General features: G+C 64.4%; 18 protein-coding genes. 8 read left to right on the plus strand and 10 right to left on the minus strand.

The window, feature by feature from the left end:
* On the minus strand, nucleotides 1–1,107 hold the full coding sequence (locus OK015_RS09720) for a type III polyketide synthase (RefSeq protein WP_268131007.1): 1,107 nt from the start codon (nucleotides 1,105–1,107) through the stop codon (nucleotides 1–3).
* A gap of 5 nt (nucleotides 1,108–1,112) precedes the next feature.
* On the minus strand, nucleotides 1,113–3,386 hold the full coding sequence (locus OK015_RS09725; protein WP_268132582.1) for an MMPL family transporter: 2,274 nt from the start codon (nucleotides 3,384–3,386) through the stop codon (nucleotides 1,113–1,115).
* A gap of 204 nt (nucleotides 3,387–3,590) precedes the next feature.
* Between OK015_RS09725 and OK015_RS09730 the strand changes: the two genes are divergently transcribed.
* Both OK015_RS09730 and OK015_RS09735 read left to right on the plus strand, forming a co-directional pair.
* A complete protein-coding gene (locus OK015_RS09730) occupies nucleotides 3,591–4,154 on the plus strand; it encodes a TetR/AcrR family transcriptional regulator (RefSeq protein ID WP_268131009.1) in 564 nt (187 codons plus the stop codon).
* On the plus strand, nucleotides 4,154–4,717 hold the full coding sequence (locus OK015_RS09735; protein WP_268131010.1) for a TetR/AcrR family transcriptional regulator: 564 nt from the start codon (nucleotides 4,154–4,156) through the stop codon (nucleotides 4,715–4,717). The genes OK015_RS09730 and OK015_RS09735 overlap by 1 nt, the downstream gene beginning before the upstream one ends.
* A gap of 50 nt (nucleotides 4,718–4,767) precedes the next feature.
* Here the strand turns inward: OK015_RS09735 and OK015_RS09740 are convergent, their stop codons facing one another.
* Together OK015_RS09740 and OK015_RS09745 are read right to left on the minus strand one after the other, a co-directional pair.
* Nucleotides 4,768–5,484, minus strand: a complete 717-nt coding sequence (locus OK015_RS09740; RefSeq protein WP_268131011.1) for a hypothetical protein — start codon at nucleotides 5,482–5,484, stop codon at nucleotides 4,768–4,770.
* Between the two features lie 394 nt (nucleotides 5,485–5,878).
* The gene (locus tag OK015_RS09745; RefSeq protein ID WP_268131012.1) at nucleotides 5,879–6,202 is read right to left on the minus strand and encodes a DMT family transporter; all 324 of its coding nucleotides are present in this window, start codon (nucleotides 6,200–6,202) and stop codon (nucleotides 5,879–5,881) included.
* A gap of 63 nt (nucleotides 6,203–6,265) precedes the next feature.
* Between OK015_RS09745 and OK015_RS09750 the strand changes: the two genes are divergently transcribed.
* Nucleotides 6,266–6,685 (plus strand): DoxX family protein, encoded by a 420-nt coding sequence (locus tag OK015_RS09750; RefSeq protein WP_268131014.1) that lies wholly within the window; start codon nucleotides 6,266–6,268, stop codon nucleotides 6,683–6,685.
* 27 nt (nucleotides 6,686–6,712) lie between these two features.
* Here OK015_RS09750 and OK015_RS09755 read toward each other — a convergent pair whose 3' ends face one another.
* Nucleotides 6,713–7,348 carry an HD domain-containing protein gene (locus OK015_RS09755; RefSeq protein ID WP_268131016.1) on the minus strand — a complete coding sequence of 212 codons (636 nt, stop codon included), beginning with the start codon at nucleotides 7,346–7,348 and terminating at the stop codon, nucleotides 6,713–6,715.
* 175 nt (nucleotides 7,349–7,523) lie between these two features.
* Between OK015_RS09755 and OK015_RS09760 the strand changes: the two genes are divergently transcribed.
* Together OK015_RS09760 and OK015_RS09765 are read left to right on the plus strand one after the other, a co-directional pair.
* Complete coding sequence (locus OK015_RS09760) at nucleotides 7,524–8,324, plus strand: SDR family NAD(P)-dependent oxidoreductase (protein WP_268131017.1); 801 nt, start codon at nucleotides 7,524–7,526, stop codon at nucleotides 8,322–8,324.
* Nucleotides 8,324–9,283, plus strand: coding sequence for a phosphotransferase family protein (locus tag OK015_RS09765; RefSeq protein ID WP_268131018.1), 960 nt, complete (start codon nucleotides 8,324–8,326; stop codon nucleotides 9,281–9,283). Before OK015_RS09760 ends, OK015_RS09765 begins: the two co-directional genes overlap by 1 nt.
* A gap of 12 nt (nucleotides 9,284–9,295) precedes the next feature.
* Here OK015_RS09765 and OK015_RS09770 read toward each other — a convergent pair whose 3' ends face one another.
* Nucleotides 9,296–9,547: a hypothetical protein gene (locus OK015_RS09770; RefSeq protein WP_268131020.1), complete on the minus strand. Its 252-nt coding sequence runs from the start codon at nucleotides 9,545–9,547 to the stop codon at nucleotides 9,296–9,298.
* A 176-nt stretch (nucleotides 9,548–9,723) separates the two neighbouring features.
* Here OK015_RS09770 and OK015_RS09775 point away from each other — a divergent pair, with 176 nt between their 5' ends.
* Nucleotides 9,724–10,398, plus strand: coding sequence for an MspA family porin (locus tag OK015_RS09775; protein ID WP_268132584.1), 675 nt, complete (start codon nucleotides 9,724–9,726; stop codon nucleotides 10,396–10,398).
* A 3-nt stretch (nucleotides 10,399–10,401) separates the two neighbouring features.
* Here OK015_RS09775 and OK015_RS09780 read toward each other — a convergent pair whose 3' ends face one another.
* The 4 genes from OK015_RS09780 to OK015_RS09795 all read right to left on the minus strand — a co-directional run bounded on the left by OK015_RS09780 (nucleotide 10,402) and on the right by OK015_RS09795 (nucleotide 15,107).
* Nucleotides 10,402–11,697 (minus strand): acyl-CoA dehydrogenase family protein, encoded by a 1,296-nt coding sequence (locus OK015_RS09780; protein ID WP_268131022.1) that lies wholly within the window; start codon nucleotides 11,695–11,697, stop codon nucleotides 10,402–10,404.
* Between the two features lie 203 nt (nucleotides 11,698–11,900).
* Nucleotides 11,901–12,695, minus strand: a complete 795-nt coding sequence (locus OK015_RS09785) for an enoyl-CoA hydratase/isomerase family protein (RefSeq protein ID WP_268131024.1) — start codon at nucleotides 12,693–12,695, stop codon at nucleotides 11,901–11,903.
* Nucleotides 12,692–13,927 carry an acetyl-CoA C-acetyltransferase gene (locus OK015_RS09790; protein WP_268131025.1) on the minus strand — a complete coding sequence of 412 codons (1,236 nt, stop codon included), beginning with the start codon at nucleotides 13,925–13,927 and terminating at the stop codon, nucleotides 12,692–12,694. Before OK015_RS09790 ends, OK015_RS09785 begins: the two co-directional genes overlap by 4 nt.
* Before the next feature lie 148 nt (nucleotides 13,928–14,075).
* Nucleotides 14,076–15,107, minus strand: coding sequence for an AraC family transcriptional regulator (locus OK015_RS09795; RefSeq protein WP_268131027.1), 1,032 nt, complete (start codon nucleotides 15,105–15,107; stop codon nucleotides 14,076–14,078).
* A 305-nt stretch (nucleotides 15,108–15,412) separates the two neighbouring features.
* On the opposite strand from OK015_RS09795, the gene OK015_RS09800 reads away from it, so the two are divergent.
* Both OK015_RS09800 and OK015_RS09805 read left to right on the plus strand, forming a co-directional pair.
* Entirely contained in the window at nucleotides 15,413–16,594 is a 1,182-nt protein-coding gene (locus tag OK015_RS09800) for an acyl-CoA dehydrogenase family protein (RefSeq protein WP_268131028.1), read from the plus strand.
* Nucleotides 16,595–16,603: 9 nt separating this feature from the next.
* Nucleotides 16,604–17,329: an alpha/beta fold hydrolase gene (locus tag OK015_RS09805; protein WP_268131030.1), complete on the plus strand. Its 726-nt coding sequence runs from the start codon at nucleotides 16,604–16,606 to the stop codon at nucleotides 17,327–17,329.
* Nucleotides 17,330–17,352: the final 23 nt, after the last annotated feature.

Consider the following 17,352-nt stretch of genomic DNA (forward strand, 5'->3'; position numbering starts at 1 on the left):
TCACTTCCACCGCAACATCACGAGCTCCGAGCAGAAGCCGGGGCCCATCGCCAGCATGACTCCCGGGCTGCCGCTGCGGGGTTGCTTGGCGATGGTGTCGCGCAATACGTGCAACACCGACGACGACGAGAGATTGCCGACCTCGCTCAGCGAGCGCCACGTCAGTTCGAGTGCGTCGTCGGGCAAACCGAGTGAGGCAACGATCGACTCGATGACCTTCGGGCCGCCCGGGTGGCTTACCCACGCGCTGACTTCCGAGATGTCGATGCCGTACGTAGCCAGGAACCCTGTCACGTCGTCGGCGAGGTACCGCTCGACGATCGTCGGCACGTCCGGAGAGAGGACGAGTCCAAATCCGGAGGAACCGATGTTCCACCCCATCGTCGCCTGCGAGTCCGGGTAGAGGTGACTGCGCGATCCGAGGATGTCGGGCCCTGCCGCACCGATCTTCTGCGCGCGGCGTTTGCCGACCGCGACCACGGCCGCGGCCCCGTCACCGAACAGCGCGGTGCCGACCAGGGTTGCCAAGGACGGCTTGGCGGCGGGGAAGGTGAGGGTGCACAACTCGACGGACAGCAGCACTGCGACGTCGTCGGGTGCGCCGCGCAGGTAGTCGTTGAGCCGGCCCACCCCGGCGGCGCCGGCGACGCAACCCAGTCCGAACATCGGCACGCGACGCACGTCCGGACGCAGCCCGATGCGTGTCGCGATGCGCGCCTCCAGCGAGGGGACCGCGAGACCGGTGACGGTCGTCGACATGACCACGTCGACGTCGTGCGGCCGCAATCCCGCCTCCTCGAGCGCGGCCGTCACCGCCGCAGAACCGAGTTCGACGGCTCTTTCGATGAAGATGTTGTTCGCGTCGCCGAAGTCGGTCAGTGTGGCGTACTGCTCGAGGGGCAGTGCCAGATAGCGACTGTTCACCTTGGAACTTGCGTGGAGTTTCCGCAGTGCGTCCCCGCAACCCCGGAACGCCGGAAGTGCGGCAAGCGATTCGGTGATTTCACCTTGGGCGTAGCGATGCTCGGGGAGCACGCCTTGCACGCCCGCGATCACCCCGCCGGGTTTCTGAGCACGAAAACTCTTGCCGCTCAATGGTCCCCTCATGTCCCTCACCTTTCTTGAACTGCGTGCGGTGCAGGCGCCATTGCCGCTTCTGAAATTTGGGCGGTGTGACCCTCGCTGATCCCGAAACGCCCGTGCAGCCGTACCAGCCACCTGGGGGCCCACCAGCACCACGTGCCTAGGGCGTGCATGAACGCGGGCAACAGCACCATGCGCACCAGCGTGGAGTCCGCGATCACCGCCAACGTGAGGCCAACTCCGAACATCCGCATGAACGACACGTGCGCGGCGACCAATGCGGCGAACGAGATCGACATCACCAGCGCCGCCGCAGTGACCACCCGACCGGTGCGGGCTATGCCCAGTGCGACGCTCTCGTCGTGGTCGGCACGAGTTGGCCCGGATGCGAGCCAGAACTCCCGGATTCGGGAAACGACGAAGACTTCGTAGTCCATGGAGAGGCCGAAAGCGATGCAGAACAGCAGCACTGGCATGTTGGCCACCAGCGTTCCTGTGGAAGTGGTGCCCAGGCCGCCGAGATGGTGGTCCTGGAAGATCCACACCATCGCCCCGAATGCGGTTGTCAGCGAAAGAACGTTAAGTACAAGAGCTTTCAGTGGCAACACCACGCTGCCGGTCAGCAAGAACAGGAGGACGAAAGTCACCGCAGCGATCAGGGTCAGCACCAGCGGCAGGTGCGACGTGATCGCGTTGACGCTGTCGGAATTGGTCTGCGCGATCCCAGCGAACTCGACGGTCCTAGCGGCAGGGGAAGCCACCCGGTGCAGGCGTCGCAGCTGGGTTTCGGAACTGTCGGAGAACAGCGGTGCCGTGGTCCGGACGGTGAGAAATGCACTGCCCTTCGCCTGGCCGGTTGGCGCCGTGGGCGGCCCAACCAGCGCCCCGGCTACGAATGTGCCCACCGGGGCCGACACCGCCGACACATCGGGCACCCGCGAGAGATCGGCTGCGTATCTTGCGATTTCGTCGCGCGGAACGCCGTCGACATCTGGAATGACGACACTGACGGCCGTCGCCGAGTCGTCGGCGAAGTCACGTCGCATCTGGTCGCCAACCTGGCGGGCCGAAGCGGTGTTCGGCAGTACCCGGTCATCGGGAAAACCCCATCGGACCCCGAGGAACGGCGTGCCCACCAGCAGGAGCAACACCACGACCGCTACTCCGACGGGAAGGGCGTGTCGGATGACGAATTTTGTTGAGCGGTACCAGAACTCATCATGTCCTGGAATACTGACCGGTCCGGGACGGCCACGCATGCGACGCACCAGCCGGCGGACATCCAACGCATTCAACCGGTCTCCGAGCAATACGATGGCCGCGGGCGTCATCACCACCGCCGCGATCGCGGTGAACGCAACCGTAGCGATGCCCGCGTAGGCGAACGACTTCAGGAAATGCATCGGGAACAAGATCATTGCGGCCATCGACAGCGCGACCGTGGTGGCCGAGAACAACACCGTGCGCCCCGCGGTCGCCATGGTGTGTACCAGCGCATCGTCGCGGCTGGCGCCAGCGGCCATCTCGTCGCGGAAGCGGCTGACGATCAGCAAGGTGTAGTCGATGGCCAGGGCCAAACCCAGCGCGGTACTGAGGTTGAGCGCGAAGATCGATACGTCGGTGGTGAACGCGATCAAACGCAGCACCGCCAGCGCGCCGAGAATCGACATTCCGCCGATGGCGACCGGCAACGCGGCCGTGAACAAACCGCCGAACACCCAGACCAACACCAGGAAGCTGAGTGGAATCGCGATCGCCTCCATCACCAGCACATCCCGCTGTGCTTGCTCGGTGATCTGCGCGTTGACCATCGCGATCCCGCCTGCCCGAACGCTGACTCCGTTGCGGTCGTGTGCGATCTGCTCCGACAACGCGGTGGCGTAGCGCTGCGAATTGCTTTCTCCGCCACTGATACCCGCGACGATCAACCCCGCTCTGCCGTCCCTGCTGATCATCGAAGCGGCCGCGGCCGGCGGCGCGGTCCACGCTGAGGTCACGCTGGTCACGTGGGCCGACCGGCTCAGCTGGTCGGAGATCTCGGTGCCGACCGCGCGGGCCGCCGCACTGGCGACACCGTCCGGAGCGGATACGACGAACAGCAATTGCACGTCGCCCTGGCCGAACTTCTCAGTGAGAATTGTTGCAGCCCTGGCTGATTCCGATGATGGGTCTTGAAATCCGCCAGCCGACAGGCTCTTGGCGACCGGGATGCCGAAGATGCCCGCGGCCATCAGCAACAGCACCGCGATGGTGAGCGTTCGCCGCGGCGCGACGATCGCGAGCCGTGCGACGCGATACAGCAGGCCACCCCGATGCCGGCGAGTGACTGCGCTGCACTCAGTCCGAGGAATCGCGGTGCTTGACCGCCCAATGCCACCAGCCATGGGACCACCCACCGTTCAAAATCTCCGATATCAACGATCGGTGACTTTTGTCAACATTCGGTGACTTGGACAGTACGCGTGGTCGCTTCGTAAAGTCAACAGCGGCTGACATAGAGTTTGAGGATGAGCGCCCAAAGACCTCGTAATGCCGCCCAGACACGCGCCGACATTCTCGCGGCGGCACGCCGGCGTTTCGCCACGGAAGGTTTTGACCGCACCACTTTGCGGGCGATCGCGAACGACGTTGGTGTAGACGCGGCGCTGGTGATCCGTTACTTCGGTAGTAAGCAGGACTTGTTCGCGACCGCTACCGAATTCGCGATCAAGCTGCCCGACCTCTCCGGCGCCGATCCGGACGACATTGCGGGCATGCTGCTACCGAGGTATTTCGCGGTGTGGGAGGACGACCAATCGTTCCTCGCGCTGTTGCGGGCGGCGATGACGAGCCGGGTCGCGGCGGACATCCTGAACGAAACACTGGCCAAACACGTCGCGCCGACGCTGATGGGCGCCACGCCGGATCATCACCTGCAGCGGATCGCCCTGACAGACGCGTTCGTCATCGGGCTTGCCGCGACCCGATCGGTGCTCGCCAATCCACCGGTGGCAAGCCTCAGCCGCGAAGAACTCAGCCGCTGGGCGGGGCCGGTCTTTCGCCAGCTGCTGGTGGGGCCGGCGCCGTCGTAATGACTGCGACCCGGCCCCGCAACGCCGGCCAAACCCGTGCCGACATCCTCGCGGCGGCGCGCAGCCGTTTCGCGGCTGAAGGGTACGAGCGGACAACCTTGCGGGCCGTCGCCGCCGAGGTCGGTGTCGATGCGGCGCTCGTGATCCGCTACTTCGGGAGCAAGCAGGAATTGTTCGCGGAGGCAGCGGAGTTTGCGATCGAACTACCCGAATTGTCGAATGTCGATCCCGACGAGATTGCCGACCTGCTGCTGCCGAGGTTCTTTGCGGTGTGGGAGGAAGACGAGACGTTTGTGGCGCTGTTGCGCGCGGCGATGACGAGCCCAATCGCGGCGGACGCGCTCCGGCGAGTGTTCGCGACGCAGGTCGCCCCCAAATTGATCACCGCGACCCCGGACCATCCCGTTCAACGGATCGGGTTGATGGGTGCGTTCGTGATCGGGTTGGCCACAACCAGATACGTTCTGAAGAATCCACCGGTGGCCAACCTCAGCCGCGAAGAACTCAGCCGCTGGGCAGCACCGGTCATCCGGCAAATCCTGGTCGGACCCGCGCCGCTCTAACGTCTTGCGGTGATCGGTTTGCTCAGCACGCCGTTGACGGACTCGCGTGCCTAGCTCGTGACCGTCATCTGGTCGTCGCCGGTGTCCCACGCCCGGACGAAGACATCGATCGGGACCTGCTCATCGCGGCCCTTCTCGCTGCCGCTGTCGTTGAGATGCACGATGCCGCGCGCGGTATCGACGCCCGTCACCACCACGGCGTGGTTTGCCTCGGGTTCTCCGGCCGAGGTTTTGTCTTCGACGGGCTCGCCCCAGATGATTTCCGAGTTGACTCCGGCGATGACCTTGCGGCCGTCGGCCAGATCCTGTTCCAGCGCCTTCATGCTGGCCGGGACGTGGGTGGTTGCGCCGCTTGCCTTATCGATGCTCATCGCGTGGATTCCGTAGTGCGCCAGCAGTCGCGGCTCATCGTCGAACGAGGTGCCCTCGCCACCGCCGTGCTTTGTCGCCTTCGTGTAGATCGGTCCGCGGTGGACGCTGCTGGGAGTCGCCTCGGCCAGCTTGACGATTTCCTGCTCGGTCGGCTGTGTGCCGGTCAGTTCACCCACCACATCGGCGACCGCCATCTCGACGCAGTCGTCGTCGTAGTGCTGGTAACGCCAGAAGGGGGCGGCCGCAGTCGGATCGCCGTAGAGGACGCCCCCGATGCCGGAAGGGGCGGCGGCGCCGGGAGCGCCCTGCGCTGTGCCCACCGCCAACCCCAGTGCGGCCGCACCGGTCAGCACCGTAACGGCAGCGGCGCGGGCCACACTCGCAATCCTGATCATCCGGTGTCCTGTTCCACAGTTTCCCGATGTGGGGTGACTAGTAGCGGAAGGTTCTCTTCCTGGCCTCTACGGATTCTTGGAGTCCTGGTCCGGACGGTCGAACGCGCAGGTGACGGCGCTGGAATCGAATCCGCCAGGTGGGACCTTGCCCCGGATTAGTGTCATGCCAAGTCGGGGCCCGCTACGCGGAGGTAGCTGTTCCAGACAGCCGGTGGAGTCGCGTGGGCGCCATCGCCGGATCGCATACGCAGTCATCGCGCTCATCGCAGCGGCGCTAACCGGCGTCCCGCGGCGGGCAGACGGAAAAGCCGGTGCGCCGAATTTCGCGGGGCTCGGGCACCGGCGGCTTTGACGGTGTTGTGCTACCTGGGCACATCGATCGCGATCCTCGGGGTCAATGGGCACCGGACAGGTTCAACGTGACCACGCCGAGGATGATCAGTCCGACGCCGACGACCTTCGCCACGGAAATCGGAGAGCCCAGGAACAGCACGGCGATCAACACGATGGCCGCCGTGCCGATCGCCGACCACAACGCATAGGCGACGTCTGTCTGCATACCGCGCTGGATCGACCACGCCAGCAGCGCGAAAGAGGCGCCGTAGCCGACCAGACAGATCACGGTCGGCCACAGGCGAGTGAAGCCTTCGGTGCTCTTGAGCAGGCTGGTCGACACCACCTCCGCGATGATCGCGCTGAACAGGAGCAGGTACGTCAATGCGCCTCCTTGCATACGGATGTGTCTACACCACCCGTCTGTCGGTGGCCGTACCGTTGCTCTGTGACGACAAAACTCAACCACCGCCTGGCCGGCTACACGCCGACCGTGCTGAGCCTGTTTCGGTTGGTCTACGGATTCCTGTTCGCCGGGTATGGCTCGATGCTGTTGTTCGGCTGGCCCGTCCGCACGGCATCGCCAGCCGAGGTCGGGGCGTGGCCGGGTTGGTACGCCGGACTCATCGAACTCGTCGCGGGCCTTCTGGTCGGTGTCGGATTATTCACTCGCCCAGCCGCATTCATCGCTTCCGGTCACATGGCGGTCGCCTATTTCTGGATGCATCAGCCCAATGAGCTATGGCCCATTGGTGCTCCGCCGGCCGGCAACGGCGGGACGCCGGCGATACTGTTCTGCTTTGGCTTTTTCCTGTTGGTCTTCGTTGGCGGAGGCCGCTATTCGATCGACGCTTGGCGTCGACGTTAAATCGGACTCGGTCGACGCCAAGCGGACTTAGTCGCCCCACCGGCCCTGCGAGGCCGCGAGTTCAAGCAGGGTGACACCGTCGGTTTGGCGCTCCCGCAGCACTTGATAGGGGAATGTATAGGGTGGCGCGGCATCGGGGTTGCGCTGTGCCTGCGCGGCGATCGCATCCAGCAGCCTGCGCGCCATGGATAGCCGTGGGTAGCGAGCGTGGATCGCGGTGGCAATTTCGTCGTCGATGAATTCGGCATTGCGGCCGAAGTCCACTCCCACGCCACTGCGCACGAGGTGACACAGCGCTCCGCGGCGGTCGGCGATGCCCATCGATGTGTGCAACGCAATGGCCTCCCAGACACCGTCCACGAGCGCGCGTTCGCAGCCGTGTTCGGTGAGCAGTGCCGCCGCGAGGTCGGCGCCTTCAACTTCGAACCTCTCCTTGCCGGGTGCGGCGGAGCCGGCGCCGAGATCGTGGAGTACGCATCCCAAAAACAAGGCTTCTGCGTCGTAGTCGGCGCTTGGCCGCATTCCTTCCTGAGCGGCAATCAGCTGACCGAACAGGTAACTGCGCACGCTGTGGTTGAACACTGGGGGCGACTCGGTCGACTGCGCCAACCGGATGGCGGCCTTCGCGACGGAGGTGTCGGGGAGAGTTGAAACAGCCTGCATGGCCAAAACGTTAGGGCCGTGGCTGCCCTCTCGGGAGTGGCTAAAACGACATGAACCCCACGATTTGAGCCACCGGCCGGGGGTCGTGCCCATAGCCCGGATCGATCGGTGATAATGACATTCTCTAGTTAGGAGAAGCCGTTTCCGTTTACGGACCGTCCCAAGGAGGTCGACGATGAGCGCTCACGAGCGATGCGACGGGATGGTGGCCTTGGTCACCGGAAGCAGCCGAGGTCTGGGCAAAGCGATTGCCGCACGGTTTGCCGCACAAGGCGCCACGGTCGCGCTGACCGCCCGCACGATGGACCCGGATCCCAAATACCGCGGGTCGCTGCGCGAGACTGTTGACGAGATAGTCGCCGCGGGAGGCCGGGCCGTCGCCGTCCAAGCAGATCTATCGCAAGCCGAGGAACGCGAACGGCTGTTCGGCGAAGTGGTGGACACCGTCGGGGCCCCGGACATCCTGGTGAACAACGCCGCCGTTACTTTCCTGCGGTCCCTCGACGGCTTCCCTGAGCGGCGCGCCCGACTGATGATGGAGATGCACGTGCTCGGGCCATTGCATCTGAGCCAGTTAGCAATTCCCGCGATGCGCGACCGGGGGCGAGGCTGGATCGTGAACCTGACCTCGGTCGGCGGCGACCTACCGCCCGGCCCGCCGTTCTCCGAGTTCGACCGAACCGCGGGCTTCGGCATTTACGGGACAGTCAAGGCCGCGCTGAACCGGCTGACCAAAAGCCTTGCCGCAGAACTGTACGACGACGGCATCGCGGTCAACGCCGCCGCTCCGTCCAATCCCGTGGCGACCCCCGGGGCGGGCACCCTCGACCTGGCCAAGACGGACACCGAGGACATCGAACTGATCACCGAGACGGTGTTCCGGCTGTGTACGGGAGACCCGAAAACCCTGACCGGCCGCATCGCGCATACCCAGCCCTTCCTCGCGGACGTCGGCTGGTTTCAACCCGCCGGCTGATGGTCGAGGTCGATCTCGACGAGCTGCGACAACGACTCGCGGCTGCCGACGTCACGGACGTAACGGCACTGGCCGGAGGTGCCTCCAGCTTCACGTTTCGGGGCGTGCGATCCGGCAGGCCAGTGGTGATCAAGCTCGCTCCTCCGGGTGTCGAACCGATCGCGCACCGGGACGTGCTGCGGCAGGCGCGCATTCTCAAAGCGCTTGCCGCAACTGGGGTTCCAGTGCCCGAGGTGCTGTGGGAGAACGTGGGAGATCCACCGCTTGTGCCTCCGCTATTCGTGATGTCCCACATCGACGGTGACTGCGTCGAGCCGGTGTTCGACGGTTGCGCGCCGTCACCCGAGGTGGCCGAGCGCTACCGCAACGCATGCCGGGCCATGGCCGCGCTGCACAGTCTGTCGCCGAGCGACCTCGGGCTGGCCGGGGAACCCCTGGTCGACCCGGTCTCGGAGGTCGAGCGCTGGTGCCAGACGCTGCAGACCGTCGACCCGGGGCTCGTTCCCGGCTGGCAGGAAATCCGCGACGCATTGTTACGTGGTGCGCCAACCGCTATCGGCCCCAGTGTGGTGCATGGCGACTTCCGGCTGGGCAACTTGATGGCCGCCGGAGCGAGCATCAACGCGGTGATCGATTGGGAGATCTGGACGATCGGTGATCCGCGCATCGATGCGGGCTGGTTTCTGATCAACTGCGATCCGCAGACCTACCAACGCGTTCCGGTGCCGTCCGGTATCGCACCGCCGATCACCGAACTCGCCGAGATGTACCAACACGAGCTGGGACACGAGGTCGTCGACCTGGCCTGGTTCAGGGCGCTGGCATGCTTCAAGTCGGCGGCGACCTGGTCGCTGATCGTCAAACACAACCGCCGTAGAAGTCCTCCGCGGCACGAATTAGAGGCCATGGCAGCAACCATCCCGAGGCTGCTGAAACGTGCCCAATCCATCGTCGGCTAAGTCGGCCGGCGATTACCCGCACCGGACGAAAAGATTTTGGCAATACATCCCGAAACCGTCCCAGTTCTTCTCCAGCGGACGGCCTCGGTCGGCCGGATTCGTATAAATGGATGGAGCGTCGATCGTCTCCAACTGGTTGAGCGTGGGGGGCTGCGGCGGGGGAGTCGGGTCCGGTGCAGCCTGCGCCACGCCGCCTCCGAATCCGAGGGTCGCGACACTGATCGCACCGGCAATCAGTCCGCGAGCGTACGAAGGTTTTGTCATCGCCCGCCCTCTCCATCGTTCACGGTGCAGCACTCCCGTAATTCTAGCCGGGGAAATACCTGCCGCACACACGTCGCGTATGAGTTACGAACGCACAACAACTTTGCCGGGGCGGCCAGCAAATTGTGCTGCTCGAATATCGCGGCGCATACCTTATTGCCGTGAGGCCGATTGCCCTGGTCGTACGTCGTGCACTTGCCGTGTGCGTCGCTTTATCTGTGACCATGGCTCCGACGGCGGGTGGCGATCCGGAGGCTGAACCCGTTGCCGCCACGGCCTCGAACGACGGACGGGTGCCGTCGAATCCTCCCGCAACCGTCGATACACCCGACGGCTGGATCCTTGGCCTCGGCGCGAAGGACGAGATGCAAGTCCCCGTGGCGTCGTTGACCACCGCCGTGTCGTCTCGCGAATACCTTTCGAGCGGAATATTCGTCGGTTCGCTCAGGGGCCCCGAACCGGCGCAGGGCCTCCTCGAAGTGGGTTACGAGATCGGTTGTGGAATCGACATGAGCACGTCCAATGGCGTCGAGCTGGGCGGTAACGCCGGCCTCACACCGTCGCTCGGCTTCACGGGCGCGTTTCCCATACCGGGAAACCTCCTGCCGGTGATTTCCGCCCCGGTGGGCGGCTCGATCAACGTGGGACTCAAGCCCGGTTTCGTGATCGTGGTACCGGTAACCAAAAAGCAGTTCAGGGGCGCCAATCCGTGGGTGATGATCAGCAACTTCCATGTCAAGATCGATGGTTGCGTCGGCCAGTCGTTCATCCGTTCCTACGCGACGCTGACCCGGGTGACCGACCTGTCCGACGTGGTGTTGTCCTACGTCGGTGTGACCACCGCCGTGTGAGGGCTAGCCGCGGGAGATGCCCGCAAGCTTGTCGGCGAATTTGGCCTCGGCGGCCGCGCGCAGCCGCAGCAGGTGTTCGGAGGGAAACAGATCGGGGGCGGGCTGCCGGTCTTTGAGCAGGATGCGGGCCAGCGTCACTTTGTGCACCTCGGTTGGGCCGTCGGCCAGGCCGAGCACGAAGGACTCCACCAGGTATTGCACGAACGGCATCTCATGCGTGGTGCCCAACGATCCGTGTAGCTGAAGCGCTCGCGCCGACACGTCATGCAGCACCTTCTGCATCATCGCCTTGACCGCGGAGATGTCGGCACGAACCGCCTTGTAGTCGTTGAATTGGTCGATCTTCCAAGCGGTTTGCAGGGTCAGCAGCCGGAACGCCTCTATCTCCATCCACGAGTCGGCGATCATCTCCTGCACGAGTTGTTTGTTGGAGAGCACCTCGCCCTGGGTGTAGCGCGATACGGCCCGCTCACAGATCATGTCGAAGATCCGGCGAACCAAGCCGACCGTGCGCATCGCGTGATGGATGCGACCGCCGCCGAGGCGAGTCTGCGCCACGACGAAAGCCCCACCCCGCGGGCCCAGCATGTGATCGGCCGGCACCCGCACGTTCTCGTAGCGGACGTAGCCTTCGCGGCCGCCGCCGAGGGGCTGGTACCCCAGTCCGACGTCGCGCATCACGTTGATGCCGGGCGTATCGCCGGGCACGACGAACATCGAGTAACGCTGATAGGGAGGCGCGTCGGGGTCGGTCATCGCCATCACGATGATGAACGAGGCCATCGAGGCAAACGACGAGAACCACTTCTCCCCGTTGATGATCCAGTGATCGCCGTCTTGGACCGCGGATGTGGTGAACACCTTCGGATCCGCGCCGCCCTGCGGTTCCGTCATCGAGAAGCAGGACACGATGCGGTTATCCAGCAACGGCTCGAGGTAACGCGCCTTCAGCTCGGGCGTGCCGTAGTGCGCGAGGATCTCGCTGTTACCGGAATCGGGTGCCTGCGAACCGAACACGATGGGCGCGCACTCCGAGCGGCCTAGAATTTCATTGAGTAGAGCCAACTTCACCTGACCGTAGCCCGGACCGCCCAGATGTGGACCGAGGTGAGTGGCCCACAGCCCGCGGTCCTTGACAATCTCCTGCAGTGGTGGGATCAGCGCCTGACGCACCGGATCGTTGAGGTCGTGTGACTCCTTGACGATCAGGTCGATCGGCTCGCACTCGGTGCGTACAAACTCCTCGACCCATTTCAGTTGTTGCGCCCACTCCGGATCGGTGGAGAAATCCCACGACATCTCTCATCCCTTCGTTCCTCAGTGCGAGTTGCGTTGCGCCACCACGTACGGCGGACCGCGCAATCAATCGGGAGTGACCGTCCACGCGTACCGGCGGATCGACACGGATGAGGTCGGCACCCAAGTCTCCCAACAACATTCCGCAGAACGGTGCCAGCCCCGGGTCCCCATCATTACGATGCGGACCTCGTTCAGCAGACCGCTCACCGGCCCTGTCCCGAAGACCACTTCCGGCGGCGGGCGGCCGCTTCTTCGGTGGCGTGCGCGATCACCTGATTACGGTTCTCCAGTTCCAGCGCCGAGGACAGGTTCGCCGCATCGGTGTTGACTTGTAACGCACGTTTGGTCAGCTGCACGCCCAGCGGCGGCAGGTCGGCGATCAGCGACGCCAACTCGACCGCGCGGTCGGTCAGCTGATCTGGTTCGACGAGCTCGCTGATCAGACCGCGGCGGTCGGCCTCGGCCGCCGATACCGTACGGCCGGTGAGCATCCAGTCGGCGGCGACACTGGTCCCGACGATGCGGGGCAGGTGGTAGCTCATGCCCATCTCGGCACCCGACAAGCCGAGCAGGATCGCGGCGTTACCGAAGGATGCTGCCACCGAACAGATCCGAATGTCGGAGGCGAGGCATAACGCGAATCCGGCGCCGACGCACGGGCCGTTGACCGCGGCGATCACGGGAGCAGGCAACGCCCGCAGGGCCTCGGCCAGCGCCGCCATCCGCTCTTGGAAGTGCATCCGGTCCAGTGCGGGTGCGGTGGCCTCGAGCATGCCGGGCCCGAAGTCACGCATGTCGATCCCCGCGCAGAAGCCCCGACCGGCTCCCGTGAGAACGATGGCACGCACCGAGTCGTCGCCGGCCAAATCGCCTAGAACCTGGATCAAGTCGGCTTGCATGACCTCGTTGATCGCGTTGAGTCGTTCGGGACGATTCAGACGCAGGACGACGACCCCGTCGGACGGCCGGTCGAGGTCGAGCGTGCTCGGCATCGTCACACCCGCTCGATGATCGTCGCGGTGCCCATGCCGCCGCCGGTACACATGGTCACCAGTCCGATTGTCAGGTCGCGGCGCTCGAGCTCGTCGAGGATGGTGCCGATCAAGATCGCGCCGGTGGCGCCGATCGGATGGCCCAGGGCGATCGCGCCCCCGTTGACGTTGACCCGGTCGGGATCGATGTCGAGGTCGCGAATCGTCTTGAGCGGGACGGCGGCGAATGCCTCGTTGATCTCCCACAGGTCGATGTCCGCCACGGTTATGCCGGCGCGCTTCAGACAACGCTGCGCCGCTGGGCCGGGTGCGGTGAGCATGATGATCGGCTCGCTGCCGATCGCGGCGGCGGACCGGACCTGTCCACGCGGTTTTACACCGTTGACCTGCGCCCAGTTCGGGGAGGCGAGTAACACGGCCGCCGCGCCGTCGACTACTCCGGAGGAGTTGCCGGCGTGGTGAACATGCTCGACGTGGTCGATCCCGGGATAGCGTTCACGGCATATTTCGTCGAATGTGTGGCGCTCGCCGTCGACACATGCGGCTCCCATCGCCGCAAAGGCCGGGCGCAGGCGCGCCAGCGTGTCGGCCGACGTCCCGGGACGCGGATGTTCGTCGCGGGCGAACGCGCCGTCGGGGGTGGCGACCTCGATCAGGGAGCGATCGAATCTTCCCTCTTCGATGGCGGCGGCGGCCCGGTTCTGGCTTTGCGCGGCGTACGTGTCGACGATCTCGCGGGTGAAACCTTCGAGGGTCGCGATGAGGTCAGCCGAAATACCCTGTGGCACCGTCGGATAAAGCGCGCGGAAGGCCGCGTTGTTGCCGTCGATCGTCGGTATTCCGGCCGTGACGTCCCACCGGGACATCGATTCGACTCCACCGGCGATCACCAGATCCTCACTGCCCGCCGCGATCGCGGACGCGGCGGCGGTGACGGCTTGCTGACCCGATCCGCAGAAGCGGTTCAGTGTCATTCCCGGCACGCTCTCGGGCCAGCCGGCCAATAGAACCGACAGCCGCGCGATGTCGTCGCCGTGGTCACCGGACAGAATGCCGTTGCCGGCGATCACGTCGTCGACGTCGGCCGGGTCGAAGCCGATGCGTTTGGCCAGCGCCGTGAGGCAGGTGGCGAACAAAGTCTGCGGATGTACGTTGTGCAGTCCGCCATCCGGGCGGCCCCGCCCACGGGGCGTTCGTACCGCATCGAGTATCCAGGCGTCGATGTTGGCTCCGATCATTGTTCGAACGGTTCGATACGGCCGATTCGTACCGATCGTAATATGTCTCTCGGAGTTGGAGAACAACCCTCTCCAAAAAGGCGAAGCCATTCTCGGTAGGTTGGGACGACCCGCCCCGGGGTTATGCCGTGGCGGCGCGCGCCGTCGGCTACGCCGTGGCAGCGGGTGCCGCTGTCCTGAGCCGCGAGACGGGGGTTGCCCCTCTCGACCGACGTAGTGTGGCCGCCGGCGTTTCCCCGTACCGGGTCGCGTGCGCGGCGGCGAACCGTCCAGGGTTCGAGTAACCCCAGCGCTTGGCGATGGAGGCCACGGTTTCGACCGAGGGATCGGACTCGAGCAGTTCCCGGTGTGCGTGCCGCAACCGCACCTGCCGCAGGTAGGTCATCGGCGACATGCCCATGTGGCGAACGAAACTCTGCTGCAGGGCGCGGGAGCTGACGTGACATTCAGCGGCCAGGGAAGCAACCGTCAAGGGGAGATGGGGCTCCGACTCGATGATGTCGACTGCGGGCCGAATAGTATGGGGTGCAACAAGTTTGGTTCGCTCCCCAAGTGCGTCCCGGTAAGGGTGATCCGCGGCCAGTAAGAGTGCATGCAGCATGCTGTCCACGAATGGCGTCGCCACCAGTGGTTGCGTCAGGGCGCTGTCAGTCCGAAAGAGCTCTTGAGCGAACACGGTGAACATGTGCATCCAGCTGCGTGCGGGCCCTTTGGTGGTGGCCATGGACGGCTTGAATTCGATCTGTGTAGTCAACGGGCGCCCGAGCGCCTCACTGAGCGCGTTCTCGAGCGCATTGCGGCCCACTCGCAACGAAATCATTCGGCAGCCCGCTTGCCATCGGGGAACGATGAGTTCCCCCTCTGGGAGGCAAATAGTGGCGAGACCGGGCGCATAGGTTATCGAAGAACCGCGCTGGAATAGCTCCATTTGTCCGGAGGCAAGAATATTGACTTGATAAAACGCCCGGTCCTGGTCGCAGTGGATGCAGGCATCGACGTTAAAGGCCAGGTCAATAACGGTAATGGGTCCGACGGTGCCGGCCCGTTGGGTCAGCGTAAACGGCTTGCGGCGGTCCACGGGGCCAAGTGTTTTCAGACACGGAAAGAATTTCGCGACCTGCCGGAAGGCGTCGGTTGTCTTGAGTTCCGCAACGATTGACGGTCCGCTCTTCTCGCCCATTTCGAACTCCGCTTCTCCTGCTTCGTAGTCCGCTTGACCGGACTACTCGGCATTCGCGGCGGGCGCCTGTACGGATCGCTTATGTGGCAGACGTCACATCGTCGACATCCGCGATCGCGGGCCTCGCAAATCGGGAGTTCCCGGATTTCCGGCCTCCGCGAGAGGCCGAACCTCAGCACGCGTAGCAAAGTGTCTCAAACGTTGCGCGAACTGTACTGATAAGAGGTATCGGGGCCCTAGCGGCTTTAGCCTCGCTGTGAAAGCGTTACCCGACAACCGATTTCGTAAACTTCGATCGGAGTGAGATGACACCAACGTCAGCGCAGTGTCCCATAGCCCATGAGGAGCTGTTGGCTAACGCGGTGCGATTGCAACCGCTGCTTCGCGAAAGCACATTGGCAAGCGAAGCCATGCGCAGGCTGCCGAACGAGGCGATTGATGCCCTGACCGACGCCGGCTTCTTCCGCTTGCTCAAACCGCGTCGATTCGGCGGTCACCATGCCCGGCAACGGACGGTACTCGAGATCACCGAAACTCTCGGCCAGGCAAACGCATCGGCGGCGTGGCTGGTGAGCATCGGAGCTACCGGCGCGATCGTGGCAAGGTATGGGTCCGAGCACGCTCAAGCTGAGATCTTCGGCGCGCCCGACTCCCGGATCGCCGGCGGACTCGCCCCCGGCAAGGCGCGTCGCGTCGATGGCGGCTTCTCGATCAGCGGAAGCTGGCCATATGCATCCGGGGCCCCGGATGCCGACTGGGCATTAATCGGTGTCGCGGTGCCCGGTCGCGGCGAGGGCGACGTGGAGTCCTTTCTGTGCTTCGTGCCGGCGTCGGAGGTGCGGCTGCGTGATACCTGGCACACCACCGGCATGCGCGGCACCGCAAGCCAAACATTTTTGGCCGAAGAGGTTTTCGTGCCGGAGCATCGGGCGGTCGCATTCGACAAACTGGCGAACGGGCGGATGTCGGGATGTGAGTCCGAACATCAGCTTCCGTTGGCTCCGGTGGCCGCTCTTCATCTGGTTGGTCCGTTGCTCGGCATCGGTCAAGCGGCCGTGGACCTGGTGATTGCGGCAGCTCCGTCAAAACCGTTGGCCCACACATTCTTTGTCCATAAAAGCGACTCGTCCGGCGTGCAGATACAGGTCGCCGAGGCGAAACTAAAGCTGCGGACCGCCAGACTGCACGCCTACGAGGTCGCCGACGCGCTGGACGCGGGTGAGATCGTCAATGGCGAGGCGGGATACCCGCTGCGTGCCCAGGCGCGAGCGCAGTGTGGCCACGCCGCCCGGCAGGTGCTCGAGGCGATACAGATCCTGATCGACGTCCACGGGGCGGCCAGCTTCGCTGATTCCAGTGCAATGCAGCAATATTGGCGCGACGCCAACGTCGCGGCACGGCACGCGGCGCTGAATGTTTATGTCGATTATGAGATCTACGGCAAATCACTGCTGGGCGTGCCCGAGCGCATCGCCCCACTGGTGTGAGGGGAAAGCATGTCGACTTTCGTCTTGGTTCACGGAGCATGTCGTGACGGCTCGGCCTGGAACCGCGTTATCGAACGCCTGAATAGCTTGGGCCACGAAGCATTCGGTCCGACGGTGGCTGGTCACGGACGAGGGGTGTGCAAAGCCGTGACCCATGCCGAGTCGACGCGGTCCATCGTGGATTTCATCGCCGATAACGGGCTGACCGACATCGTGCTGGTCGGTCACAGCTACGGCGGCACAATCATCAGCAAGGTGGCCGAGTCGATTCCGGAACACATTCGGCGACTGGTGTTCTACAGCGGATTCGTCCTCAACGACGGCGAATGCATGCTGAACGCTTTTCCGCCGGTCCAGCGCGGCGTACTCGCGCGGTTGGCAGCTGAGTCTTCCGACGACACCGTGACGCTGCCCTTTGAGTTGTGGCGGGAGAACTTCATCAACGACGCGGACCTGGAAACGGCACGCTGGGCCTACGACCAACGGTCGTCCGAACCGTTCCAGCAGCTTGTCGAACCGCTAGACCTGAAGAAGTTCTATTCCTTGAACACGCCGAAAAGCTACCTGGTGTGCACCGAGGACACAGTGATGCCGCCCGGCGAGTGGGCGTGGCATCCCCGAATGTCCAGCCGGCTCGGGTTGCACCGACTCGTCCAAATGCCGGGCAGCCACGAGGTCGTCTTCTCCAACCCAATTGGTCTGGCCGACAAGGTTATCGACGCGGGCCGCGACTAATCCATCCTTGATGCGGAGGAATC

Origin of the sequence: Mycobacterium sp. Aquia_216 (genome assembly GCF_026723865.1) — a bacterium.
GTDB lineage: Bacteria > Actinomycetota > Actinomycetes > Mycobacteriales > Mycobacteriaceae > Mycobacterium.